The sequence below is a fragment of the Paraburkholderia sp. RL17-380-BIE-A genome (assembly GCF_046028085.1).
Lineage (GTDB): Bacteria > Pseudomonadota > Gammaproteobacteria > Burkholderiales > Burkholderiaceae > Paraburkholderia.
Map to the genome: position 1 here is coordinate 26,734 of NZ_JARESQ010000011.1, position 12,021 is coordinate 38,754.

Consider the following 12,021-nt stretch of genomic DNA (forward strand, 5'->3'; position numbering starts at 1 on the left):
ACTGGGAGCCGGCCACACACAACGAGAAAATTCTGGAGGCGGTATGAAATGGAGAATCCTTTCGGTGCTCGCTCTTGCTGCACCGTTGCTGGGGGCGTGTGGTGGCGGCGGCGGTGACGGGCCCGTGACGGAAGTCCGGCTGTGCCCTGCGTCGCTGGACTACGGCACGGTATTCACGGGCGGCGGCGGCGACGGCGAGCTGGTCAAGCTGCAACTCGACACGACCAAGATGACCTGGCAGATCAGTTACATCGAGTCGCCGATTCCGGCAACCACCGGCACTGTCGTCCCAACGCGCGCAGGGCAGTCAGCCAGCGGCACGCTCACCCAGGAAACCCTGCTGCCGACCAACAAGCTCAACCAGTGCGCATTCCGCCTGAACGGCGCGAGTCTCGACCCGAATCGTCCGGCGCGGATTTTCGTCGGCGAAGGCGTGGCGGGCGGCACGATCCCGGGCGCGGAAATTTCGTTCGGCGGGATTCTCGGCGTAGGCGCCGTGCCGGATACCAAGTTCCCGTACTACCCGTTCATCGGCTTCTCGTCGATTGAAACGAATCTGGCGAACGTGGCCGGCACGTACAACCAGCTCGGCTATCACCAGGTACCGTCGCAAAACTTCGCGCCGGTCGCGGTCGATTCGAAGATCACGATCAACGCGGACGGCACGTGGACCGAGTGTGACAATTCCGGCATCAACGCCGGCAAGTGTCAGCAACCCGGCGGCAACTTCGCGCAGTCGGCGGACGGCAGCGGCGCGTTCCAGACCAACAACTTCCTTGGCCAGGCGAAGCCCACCCTCGCGACGACCCCGGAAGCGCGCGGCTACATGATCGTCGGCAAGCTGCGTAACCAGTTGGTGCCGATTCTGGTGCGAACCGGCGCGGCGAACTCGTCGGTGACCGTGCCGCAAAACGGCGCGCTCGGGCCTTACGCCGACGACGAGTCGGGCATCTCGATTCTGGCGCCGCGAAGCGCGATCGCGGTGAACTCGCAAAACGGCGAGTACATCGGCGTGGATAGCCAGTTCGACTACCGCACCACCGCGCTCGAAGGCACCGAGGCTACGCTGCTCGATCCGTTCAACGCATCGCAGGCATCGCTCGCGACGGCGCTGAATCTGGACTTCACCCAAGCCGTGCCGGGCGTAGTGACGACGACGCGAGTGGGCGCCTCGACCGGCACCACGCCGACCGGAAAGATGATCTTCACGGGCGGGGTGTTCGGCTACCTCGATCTGACCAACGCGGCTTCGCCGTATTTCACGATCGGCGCCTTCGTCCAGTAATGGGCGCCGCACGCGCCGCCACGTTGCAACGTGGCGTTCGCGTCCCGGCTGCCGCATGGCGTCACAGCGGCGTCACAGCGGCGTCACAGCGCGGCAGCCGGCGCCCACCGAATAAGCAGCGCACCGGCGCGGTCGCGGACCTGCCGTCGCTTGCCGCGCGCGATCAGCTTCACGCGCGCCTCAGGAGGAACAACATGAAAAGAATCTGTTTCGCGTTAATGGTCGCCTGCCTGTCAGCCGGCGCGCACGCCCAACATGCGGGCGACAACGTCGCGGTACTCGGCTGGTTTCACGTGATGCCGCAGGATTCGAGCACGCCGCTCACCACCAACGTCGCGCCGACGCCGATCAACACGCCGCTGCGCCTGCCAAGCTCGTTCACTTCGGCCGGTACGGGTTTGTCGACCGGCAGCGCCGATACCGTCGGCCTGGTGTTCAGCCATTACCTCACCGATCACATTGCCGTGACGACCGTGGCCGGTGTGCCGCCGGTGTTCAAGATCTATGGGCACGGCGTCATCAAACCGCCGGGACCGGCAGGCGCGCTCGGTCAACAGGATCTGGGCGATCCGCAGGCCAATCCGATCGTGAAGAGCGTGCGCCAGTGGAGCCCGGCGCTGCTGTTCCAGTACTACTTCAACGAGCCGACGGCGAAGTTCCGCCCGTTTGTCGGCGTGGGTGTGTCGTACAACTGGTTCTCGGACATTCAGTTGAGCCAGAACTTCGTCCAGTCGACGCAGAACAACCTCGGCGCGGTGCTGGCGGCCGGCGCGGGCAAGCCGGGGCAGACGCAGGTGTCGGCGAAGGCGTCGTCGTCGTGGGCGCCGGTGTTCAACGCGGGGCTCGCGTACAACATCACGGATCACTGGGGGCTCGTGGCGTCGGTCACCTACATCCCGCTGAAGACGACCTCGTCGGTCATCATCAAGGCGGCGGATGGCACGGAGCTGGGGGTCTCGAAGGCGGACTTGAGCGCCGATCCGATCATTTCTTTCCTCGCCGTCTCGTACAAGTTCTGAGTTCCGTGCCGACGCAACAAAGCCGGCGGCCCTGCGAAAGGGCCAGCCGGCTCGTGTTTTTCGGGGATGCTGCGAACTCAGTGCAAAAAATTCAGGGCAAAAAAAAGCCCGCCTAATTGGGCGGGCTGAATCCATATCAGAGGAGACATGGAGGAGACAAGACAGAATATAGCAAATGCTTTGGTGCGGCGCAACATGCAAATTAGGGTAGACCCTCAACGTTGCAAAAATGCAACAGCCTCCCAGGTGTCTTGTGCTTCCACCGTTGTCGAAGGCGCTGCCCCGTCCGCTCAGTGGCGAACCAGCGCCATCATCGCGCCGAATCCGACGAACACGCCGCCGGTCAGCCGATTGAACATCCTGGCGACGCTGCGGCTCTTCAATCTCGCGCCAATGCGCGTGCCAAACCCCGCGTACACCAGATACCAGCTCACCTCGATCACGGCAAAAGTCGCCACGAGCACACCAAATTGCGGCAGCTTGGGCTGAGCGGCGTCGATGAATTGCGGCAACAGCGCCGCGGCAAACAGAATCGCCTTCGGATTGCTGCCCGCGACGAGGAACCCGTTGCGGAACAGCGCGAGGCGCGAACGCGCGGGCCTGGCGGCCAGTTCGTCGGCGTTGCCGGCGGCGGCTTCGTCGGCCGGCGCGCGCCATGCCTTGATGCCGAGATACACGAGGTAGGCCGCGCCGATCATCCGCAGCGCGTTGAACATGGCCGGCCAGGCTTCGAGAAACACGCCAAGCCCCGCCGCCGATACCGCCAGCATCAGCACCAGCGCCGACAGGCAGCCCGCCATGGTGGCGCTGGAGCGGCGCAAGCCGTGCTGGGCGCCGTGCGTCATCACGAGCAGCATGTTCGGACCGGGAATCGCGGAAACGACAAAGACAGTGGCGACGAACAACCACCAGGTATGCAGGCTCATGGGAATCACGGCGAAATAGGATCGGGCGCCTATTATGCCCGCCCGCGCCCGTCACCACCGCATGTCAGTGCCTCTTAGCGCCCTGCTCGCCGTGCGGCGACCTGGCCCAGCACGGCGAAATCCTTCTCGCCGTCGCCGTGAGCCACCGCTTCGATCAGACTGTCACGCACTACGCTGGCGATCGGCAGCGGCGTCGTCACGGCCTCAGCCGCGGCCAGCGCCAGACGCATGTCCTTCAGGCCAAGACGCGCCTTGAACAGCGCCGGCTCGTAGCGCTGCTCCGCGATCAGCTTGCCGTAGCCCGAATAGACCGGGCCCGGAAACAGGCCGCTCGTAATCACGTCGAGGAAATCCTGCATCGCCAGACCGTGCCCGGTCACCAGAGTGGCCGCTTCGCCGAGCGTCTCGACTGCCGCGCCCAGCATGAAGTTAGCCGCGAGCTTCATGACATTCGCCTGCTGCGGCAGCGAACCGATGCGCCAGGTTTTCTGGCCGATTACGTCGAAAATCGGCTGAACACGGTCGATCGACTCGGCCGGTCCGCCCGCCACGATGGTCAGCTTGCCCGCCGCGGCGACATCGGGCCGGCCCAACACCGGCGCGGCCACGTAGTGAACGCCGCGCGATGCGTGCGCCGTCGCCAGTTCCTCGGCCAGCGCGACCGAGATCGTCGCCATGTTCACGTGAATCAGTCCACGCGGAGCATGTTCCAGCAGGGCGGCGGTGATGACCTCGCGCAACGCGCTATCGTCGGCGAGCATCGAGAACACGGCGTCGCCCGCAAACGCTTCGGCCGGCGTCGCGACGATCCGCGCGCCTGCATCGACGAGCGGCTGCGCACGTTCCGGCGAGCGATTCCACACGCGCACCTGATGACCGGCTTTCAAAATGTTTGCAACCATCGCGGCGCCCATCTCGCCGAGACCGATAAAACCGATGTCCATCTGTCGCTCCGTCTTCTAAAGAACTGGAAGTAAAGCACACCCATGCGACACGTGCAGGACAGCACGCAATGAAACACGGTGCGATACTGCGGTGATGGTGACCGCGACATTCCGCTTCTACGAGGAGCTGAACGATTTTCTCGCGCGCCCGCTACGCCGGCGCGCGTTCAGTTATGCTTGCGCGCCGGGCGCCACCGCCAAGCACATGATCGAGGTGCTTGGCGTGCCGCACACCGAGGTCGAACTGATTCTGGTCAACGGCGAGTCGGTCGGTTTCAATCATCCCCTCTCGGACGGCGATCGCATAGCCGTGTATCCGAAGTTTGAAGCGCTCGACATCCAGCCGCTTCTGCGCGTGCGCGAACGGCCGCTGCGCGTGGTGCGCTTCATCGCCGACGCACATCTGGGCGGCCTCGCGCCGCTCCTGCGGCTTGCCGGCTTCGATACGCTGTACGACAACCACTTTCCCGACGCCGACATCGAAGCGCTGGCCGCCGCGCAACAGCGCATCGTCCTGACACGTGACCGCGAGTTATTGAAACGCCGCAGCATCACGCATGGCTGCTATGTCCGCACGCTCAGACCACGCGAACAATTGCGCGAAGTGTTTGAACGGCTCGATCTGGCCGGCAGCGCGCAACCATTTCGCTTGTGTCTGATGTGCAATGTGCCGCTACGGCGCATCCCCAAGGAGGAAGTCGGCAAACGTGCTCCCGACGGCGTGCTGGAAAGGCATGCACAGTTCGTTACCTGCGACGTGTGCCGTCGCGTGTTTTGGGAAGGCACCCATTGGCAGAGAATGCGCGCGCTCATGGACAGCGTGGCGGCCGCGCCTGGCCGGTCTGCCTGAGCTCCGATTGAGGTGCTTACTCTGGATCCCACTTTGCGCGGCGATCGATGCAGGTGAAGCCCCTGGCGCCGCGCGCTCGCCCGACGTCCGGCGCGGTGCGTACAATGCGGGATTACTTATCTGGCAGAGGCCTTCCGTATGGCGATGAAAAAGACCGACCTTGAAAAGAACAAGGCACTCAAGCTGAACAATGCAATGAAGCTGTCGACGGCCGACCGTTTCGGCAAAGCCGCGGCCGCCGAGCCGAAGCTCGATCGCCGCGAACAGCGCAAGCTCGATCAGGCGCAGGGCCTGGTCGCATTCGCGTGCAAGCTGAACGGCGATTTGGTGACCGAGCTGAAAGAGCGGGCCGCGACCCATCCCGAAGGAATGAGCGGACTGCTGAACGAAGTCATCAAGCGTGGACTCGCAGGCTAATCGCCGCGACAACCGCGCCCGGAATGCAAAAGGCCAGAGCACGAGCTCTGGCCTTTTTGCTTACGACGCCTTCATCCGGATCACATTGCACCTGCCGACAAGCGGCTCGGAACGGTCAACCGGCGAGGCTGGCCCGAAAAATCGGGCCGCAGCTTAGTTTTGCGTGCCCTTGTCGTTCGTGCCAGCTGCCGAAGCGGCTGCCGAAACCGGAGCGCGCTTGCCGTGCGTCTTCAGCTTCTTGACGTGATGCTTCTTCGGCGCGCTTGCTGCAGCAGCCGGTGCTGCTGCGTCCGACGCTTGTGCGAAAGCTTGAACGGAAACCAGCGCGATCGAAGCGGCTGCGAGCGAGACGATAACTTTTTTCATGTGTTGTTCCCCAAACCTGGACGACTGAGTCAATGTGAATGAATAAGCTGCACGGTGAAGCAGACAGGGCTTGAGGCGCCTTCCCGCTCCCCGCGGGAGAGTATTACGCAGTGTAGGCGGTTTGTCATGCCCAAAACTCGATATGTATTTTCCGGGAGACAGCTTGCTTTCGACACGCTTTCACTCGTCAAGCGCCGCCTACCAGGGGATTCACCTAGACCGCATCAAACCAGGTTGCGCAACAGGCTGGCGTTCTCCAGAAGGGTCGGCAACACGCGATGCAACGCGGCGTTCGCCGACTCCTGTCCGATCGGCATGCTGACGCTGATCGCCGCCACGACCGAACCATGCCGGTCACGCAACGGCACCGCGACGCCGCGCACGCCCAACTCCAGTTGCTGGTCGGTGACCACGTAGCCATTGCGGCGAATTTCGCCGAGCACATCACGCAACTGTTCGATCGTCGAGTAGGTGTGAGGCGTGAACACCTTGATCGGGTAAGACGCGAGCCACTGCTCGATGCTCTCCGGCGCCTGAAACGCCAGCAAAACCAGTCCCGCCGACGACAACGGCGCGGGCGCGCGCGAGCCGAGCACGAAGCCGACCGCCATCGCCCGGTTCACGCCGTTGCGCGCCACATACACCACGTCGTGTTCATCGAGAATCGCCACCAGCGCGGTTTCCTGCACCGTTGCGGTAATACGTTGGAGAAACGGCTGCACGGTGCGCGGCAAGCGCGCTGAATCCAGATACGACTGGCCGAGCCGCAAGACACGCGGCGCGAGCCAGAATAGCTTGCCGTCGGTGTCCACATAGCCGAGTTCGCGCAACGTCAGCAGATAGCGACGCGCCGCCGTGCGCGACAGGCCCGCGCGCCCAGCCACCATGGTCGGTGTCATGCGGGCGTGCTCTTCGTCGAATGCTTCGATGATCGCCAGCGCTTTGGCCGCGCCGGCGATCCAGTCTTTCTCATCCATTGCGTTTGCCTGAAAATCAGCCGGCTCGCTGGGTCAGTCGTGCACTGAACTGTTGGCCGTCGCGCGATTATCGCCCGAGTCGGGCGCGCTGCGAACGACTATGGATCGATCGGATCATTCAAGGTCGCGTGCGTCTGCTCGAAGATGCCGATACTGCGGGATGCCCGGACATCAGCCCTCGCGGTGCACACGTATCATGTCTGCGGCCGAACGGCGACGCGCTCATCGAGTCGACGCCGCCAGTCAGCCGCGAACGCGTTGTCATCAACATCGAACCTGAAAAACCACCTTTGAAAGCCGAAACCCGCCAACACCTGCATGCCAATGTGCTGATGCTGATCGCCGCGATGATTTGGGGCTCAGCGTTCGTCGCGCAACGCCTGAGTCTCGACGCGATCGGACCGTTTCTCTTCACGGGACTGCGCTTCCTGCTCGGCGCACTCGTCGTGCTGACGCTGATTGTTTGTGTCCGGCGCTCCGCGCTGGCCGAACTGTCGAAGCGCGAACCCGGTGGCGCTCGCGAGCTCTTAGGTGCCGGCGTGCTGCTCGGCGTGGTGTTGGCCGCTTCGATTTCGTTGCAACAGATCGGCCTGCAATACACGAAGGTCGCCAATGCGGGCTTCATCAGTTCGTTGTACGTGGTAATCGTGCCGCTGCTGGGCGTGCTGTTCAAACATCGCACGGGAATCGGGACGTGGCTCGGTGCGGCGCTCGCGGCGGTAGGCATGTATTTTCTGAGCGTGAACGAGCAGTTTTCGATGCTGTACGGCGACTGGTATCAACTGGCCGGCTCGCTCGTCATCTCCATCCAGATGATGCTGGTCGGGCGCTTCGCGCTACGTCATGACACGCTCATGCTCGCACTCGTGCAGTTCGTGACGTGTGGGCTAGCGTGCCTTGTCGTCGGTCTCGCCGTCGAACCGTTCAGTCTGGTGGTGATTACACGTGCCGCGCCGACCATTTTGTACGGCGGAGCGCTGTCAGTCGGCATCGCCTACACGATTCAGGTGGTCGCGCAAAAGCATGCGGCGCCGTCGCATGCGGCGGTGATCTTCAGCATGGAGGGCGTGTTCGCCGCGCTAGCGGCCTGGCTCGTGCTTGGCGAGACACTGTCGGCGCGCGCGCTGTTCGGGTGCGCGTTGATGCTGGCGGGATTGATCGTGTGTCAGGTGATGCCGGCATGGCGACGCGGGCGTGAACGCTTGCCTCATACATCGTCCTGAATGCATCGGCTTGAGGATGTAGACGGTCGACTTATCGCGTGTCGAGGAGTGCGAGCTATTTTGCGTAGGCGCTCGGCGTTGCTGGATTGCTGGCCGTCTTCACGCAGCTCGCGACTGCGCATACAAAGCCGGCGTGTCCGCGGTGGGCGGAAACACACACCAGCAGCCGTCGTCGTGACGAAAGAAGAACAACCCGCGTGAGCCCGCCTCGAGCGACGTCTCGACGCGTACATAGCGGCGGCCACCCAGGCGGGTACGGCTGAATTCGGTGACATGAACCGGCACGGAAGGCTCCGGCGCAAGCCATTTTTCCACTAGAAACCGCAGCGACTGTTCGCTTGCCATTCTCATGATCCGCTCCGGGCTGGCTTGTCTTGATGCGCGTCGCGCGTGGGATCGGTGTTGCCGTCGCTGTCCGCAACGTCCGCGTCGTGTTCAGCGGATGCGAGCGTAATGGCCCGGTTGGTGGCTGCCGCCCGTAGCGTGCTGCAATGGGTGGCATGTCGAATATCCGAGAGAAGACGGACAAGCTGTCGTGCTGTTCTACGTTTCATTCCACACCCCCGCACCGCACCATTAACTTCAGAAAACACTTTAACTCTATGCCTGGATCGGCCGTTACCGAAATGGTTTTGACTAAATAGCAACAGTCGCGCTTGCAAAAAGAGAGACGCAATCTTTGTACCGTCCGTCTTGAATGTGCGCGTCGGGGCGGCTGCGGTCTGTACGGTGGCGAGCGCATGGCGAAGTTGAAAAACCTGCCCGGCAGCAGTTGAAGAAAGGGGCTCGAAGGCGAGTTATCCACAGTTCCCTATGAATAACTTCGGGATAGCGCGTGGAACAGCCTGTGTGCGGAATCTTGATAAGACGGCCCATCAGCCAGGCGCCATCGAACTTATCCCAGGTTTGTAGTTTTTCTACAGACGTGTTCCGCAGGGTTGTGGAGTTTGCATGACATTGATGTGACGGAACATTTGGGAGTTATCCACAGAAGGGGTTAACCCTTGTTAACTATTACTACATATATATACATATGAAGTAAAAGACATAGGATAAGTGATGCTTCGCGGTGAGATTGAAGGCTGATCAGCGCTTGATCAACCTCCACCCGGCGAACTCCCGTAGATCACTCAAGGCGCCACGCCGACTCCGCTCGCCGGTGGCACGGACGCCGCCGTGCCGATCGCGTCGGGCATCTCGCGAACAGTCGCCGGAGCCGCCGCTTGAACCGGCACCGGCAGGAGGCGCGTCTCGATGCGGCTGTTCGCGACCGGCTGCGTGCGCACCACCGTTTGCAGATAGTGATCGACAAGGCCGAAGAACCGGTCGTAGAACTTGCCCGAGGGAATCGTTTCGCTCGAGATTTTGACCATCGCATCGCTGTTCGAGCGGATCGGCAGCGACAGCGAACCCAGCACACTCAGCCCGACACTCGCCGAGGTGTCGCTTTTCTTCAGCGCAAAGCCGTTCTGAACGGCATTGACGTAGACGATGCTGGTATCGCTCGCCTCTTCCCCGGGCGTGCAGACCACGTGAAATTCTACGACCACGTGGCTATCGCCGGTCGGCTGGAAATTCTTGGTGCCATCGACGGTGTCGTTACGCGTCATCGTCGTCAGATAGCCTTGGCTCAATAGCGCACGACGCGCGGCCTCGCAGGTATCCGTCGCACTCGAATTGAAATTGCGTGCATACGGGCTCGCGCCAGTTTCGAACAGTTCCTGTTGGAATTTCTGCTGCGGCGCGCTGCTACAGGCGGCAAGGGTCAGCAGGCCGGCGAGCGCGGCGGCAGGGGCTTTAAAAAACGAGGTCGGCATGGTCGATCGGAAGAGACGCCGCGTGAGCGCGAATGGGAATGCATTGTAGAGCGGTTGGCAAATATGCGTAAAAAGCACGCACTCCGGCATATCGCAGGACGTGACAACGCATTACCACGGCCGCGACGCCGTGAAAGAAGAAACAGCAAAAACGGGATGTCGCTCAGTGCGACGTAGCGGGAAGTCCAATTGACGACGCGGTCGCGCCATTTTTCCCGGCGGCGCTGACGGCCGGAATCGTGAACGCATCGGCCCAGCTATCCAGCGCAGCGCAATGGTCGGGCGCGGGTTGCGCCGCGCAGGCGACAGCCTGCGCATCCGCCTGTCGATTAGAGTCTTGAGGCGTGGCGACCGCCGCGAAATCTTCAACCTTCAAGCTCACTTTCTGCGCGTAGGCCTGCGAGCCGCCGTAGCTCTTGAGCGCGGCGTTCATGTCGCCGTTGGCCGAGCGCATGTAGCCGTACAGGATCGCCGAACCCACTTCGATGTTCGCGGTCGGCTCGGTGAGATCCTTGACGTTCCTCAGCAGCCCGCGATGCGCGCCAGGCACCACCTGCATCAGCCCGGTCGCGCCGTTGGCGCCCTTGGCCTTTTCCTTGAAGCGGGATTCGATCGAGATGATCGCCAGCAGGAGCGCCGGCGGGAGGGAATATTTCGAGGCGGCGGATTGCACCGCGTCGGAAATCTTTTCAGCCTTTTCCTTTGCCAAGCCGAATTTATGCGTGAGATACGCGGACATTCGCTCGGTGTTTTCGTCGGCCGCCGCGGTCTGCATCAGGCCGAGCGACAGCACGATCAGGCAAAGTAACCGGCTCATAACGGAGGACGGGAAAGAAAAGGGGATCCGGCCATTATAGCTCTGCCCCCAAATTAGACCCAGAACGAGCCGAAATTCGTCTTAGGAATTGCGGCCGCCCGTGCTTCTTTCGCGTTCAATGCGTTGGTTTCGGCTTTGGAACGTAATCGTCGTTCAGCGTGGCGAGGAAAGCGGCGACGTCGTCGATATCGCGCTCCGACCAGACCGGACGCTCGCCGGCTTTGCGTGTGAGCGGCTCGTCTGTCGTGTCGACGTTGACGCGTAGCGCGACGGGCAAGTCGTTGAATTTGTCGATCTTGCCGTGCGCATCTTCTGGATACCACTTCGCCGGATTGGTGTCGCGTTGCACGTAGAAGCGCAACGCGTCCTTCAGCGTATGGAACCGGCCGTTGTGGAAAAACACTTGACGCGTCGCCGTATTGCGCAGCGAGACCGATTTGAAGAGCCCGCAATTACTTTTGTCGCTCGCCTGATCGGTGCGCAGCGGTCCGCACAGACCCATATCGAAGTACTTCGGATCGGAGTTGGCCCGCAATTCCGGATTGCGCGGCACGCCGAGCGCCTGGAAGTTGAAGTCGGTGAAAAGCGGATGGGAGCCGTCGGCGCCGACCTGATCGATATGGCAGGAGGCGCAATTGCCACCCTCGGGATTGTCGAACAGCTTTTTGCCTCTCAATTCTTGTGCCGTTAGTTGCAATTTACCGTCCAGATAGTAATCGAACTTGCTCGTGTACGGATGGAAACTCGGGTCTTCAAGCTCGAAACGCTCGATCGCGTACATGGCCTGCGTGAACGCCTTGGCGCGATCAACGAAGATGTTCTGACCGAAGACTTCCTTGAAACGCGCCGCATAGGGCGCGTGCTCCAGTTTTGCGAGCACGGCCGCCGGATCCGTGTTGGCCATCTCGTTGGGATTGAACAGCGGGAAACTCGCCTGATCGCGCAAACGGTTGAAGCGCCCGTCCCAGCCGAAACCGCCCACCGGCGCGTTGTCCGTTTCGCTCAGACGCTCGGACAGACTGGCAGCCTGCGCGTGGCTCCACATCGGCGTGCGGTTCAGCACGTAGCGCAGGCTCGGCACGGCGCGCGTGCCCTGCGAGTGCATGTCCGCCCCACCCAACTGTGCCGCGAGGCCGTTGGGCGGCCCATACGCATGCGACGGGCTATGACAGCTCGCGCACGACATCTTGCCCGAGGCCGACAGCGAGGCGTCGAAGAACATCAGCTTGCCGAGCGCGGCGGCGTCGCTATAGACGGGGTTCGTAGCGGCCGGCGCTGCCGCGGCCGCACCGGACATCAGCGCGGCGCCGAGCAGCGCGGCACGCGCCGACCAATGCACGCCGGCGCGCGCGGTCAATCGCATTGCAGAAGACAGCATCG

Annotated in this window: 13 protein-coding genes; 5 read left to right on the forward strand and 8 right to left on the reverse strand. The window is 62.4% G+C overall.

Translation table 11 applies throughout. From position 1 onward, the window contains the following. The first annotated feature begins 43 nt into the window (after positions 1-43). Both P0D68_RS19490 and P0D68_RS19495 read left to right on the forward strand, forming a co-directional pair. Entirely contained in the window at positions 44-1,285 is a 1,242-nt protein-coding gene (locus P0D68_RS19490) for a DUF2957 domain-containing protein (RefSeq protein WP_408303275.1), read from the forward strand. A 194-nt stretch (positions 1,286-1,479) separates the two neighbouring features. Continuing rightward, entirely contained in the window at positions 1,480-2,304 is an 825-nt protein-coding gene (locus tag P0D68_RS19495) for an OmpW/AlkL family protein (protein WP_408303273.1), read from the forward strand. A 290-nt stretch (positions 2,305-2,594) separates the two neighbouring features. On the opposite strand, the gene P0D68_RS19500 is transcribed toward P0D68_RS19495, so the two are convergent. Continuing rightward, positions 2,595-3,230, reverse strand: a complete 636-nt coding sequence (locus tag P0D68_RS19500) for a LysE family translocator (protein ID WP_091798275.1) — start codon at positions 3,228-3,230, stop codon at positions 2,595-2,597. Positions 3,231-3,304: 74 nt separating this feature from the next. Further along, positions 3,305-4,174, reverse strand: a complete 870-nt coding sequence (locus P0D68_RS19505; RefSeq protein ID WP_408303271.1) for an NAD(P)-dependent oxidoreductase — start codon at positions 4,172-4,174, stop codon at positions 3,305-3,307. Positions 4,175-4,268: 94 nt separating this feature from the next. Between P0D68_RS19505 and P0D68_RS19510 the strand changes: the two genes are divergently transcribed. Then, the gene (locus P0D68_RS19510) at positions 4,269-5,024 is read left to right on the forward strand and encodes a Mut7-C RNAse domain-containing protein (protein WP_408303269.1); all 756 of its coding nucleotides are present in this window, start codon (positions 4,269-4,271) and stop codon (positions 5,022-5,024) included. 138 nt (positions 5,025-5,162) lie between these two features. Next, positions 5,163-5,441, forward strand: a complete 279-nt coding sequence (locus tag P0D68_RS19515; RefSeq protein ID WP_091798267.1) for a hypothetical protein — start codon at positions 5,163-5,165, stop codon at positions 5,439-5,441. Positions 5,442-5,594: 153 nt separating this feature from the next. On the opposite strand, the gene P0D68_RS19520 is transcribed toward P0D68_RS19515, so the two are convergent. Together P0D68_RS19520 and P0D68_RS19525 are read right to left on the reverse strand one after the other, a co-directional pair. Further along, a complete protein-coding gene (locus tag P0D68_RS19520) occupies positions 5,595-5,807 on the reverse strand; it encodes a hypothetical protein (protein WP_091798264.1) in 213 nt (70 codons plus the stop codon). 224 nt (positions 5,808-6,031) lie between these two features. Next, the gene (locus P0D68_RS19525) at positions 6,032-6,784 is read right to left on the reverse strand and encodes an IclR family transcriptional regulator domain-containing protein (protein ID WP_091798262.1); all 753 of its coding nucleotides are present in this window, start codon (positions 6,782-6,784) and stop codon (positions 6,032-6,034) included. Positions 6,785-7,074: 290 nt separating this feature from the next. On the opposite strand from P0D68_RS19525, the gene P0D68_RS19530 reads away from it, so the two are divergent. Then, a complete protein-coding gene (locus P0D68_RS19530) occupies positions 7,075-8,007 on the forward strand; it encodes a DMT family transporter (protein WP_408303266.1) in 933 nt (310 codons plus the stop codon). 99 nt (positions 8,008-8,106) lie between these two features. On the opposite strand, the gene P0D68_RS19535 is transcribed toward P0D68_RS19530, so the two are convergent. The 4 genes from P0D68_RS19535 to P0D68_RS19550 all read right to left on the reverse strand — a co-directional run bounded on the left by P0D68_RS19535 (position 8,107) and on the right by P0D68_RS19550 (position 12,019). Continuing rightward, positions 8,107-8,358: a hypothetical protein gene (locus P0D68_RS19535; RefSeq protein ID WP_091798257.1), complete on the reverse strand. Its 252-nt coding sequence runs from the start codon at positions 8,356-8,358 to the stop codon at positions 8,107-8,109. 779 nt (positions 8,359-9,137) lie between these two features. Beyond that, positions 9,138-9,824, reverse strand: a complete 687-nt coding sequence (locus P0D68_RS19540) for a DUF2242 domain-containing protein (protein ID WP_408181371.1) — start codon at positions 9,822-9,824, stop codon at positions 9,138-9,140. Positions 9,825-9,987: 163 nt separating this feature from the next. Beyond that, complete coding sequence (locus P0D68_RS19545) at positions 9,988-10,641, reverse strand: lytic transglycosylase domain-containing protein (RefSeq protein WP_408303264.1); 654 nt, start codon at positions 10,639-10,641, stop codon at positions 9,988-9,990. Positions 10,642-10,756: 115 nt separating this feature from the next. Further along, positions 10,757-12,019, reverse strand: coding sequence for a cytochrome-c peroxidase (locus P0D68_RS19550; RefSeq protein ID WP_408303262.1), 1,263 nt, complete (start codon positions 12,017-12,019; stop codon positions 10,757-10,759). Positions 12,020-12,021: the final 2 nt, after the last annotated feature.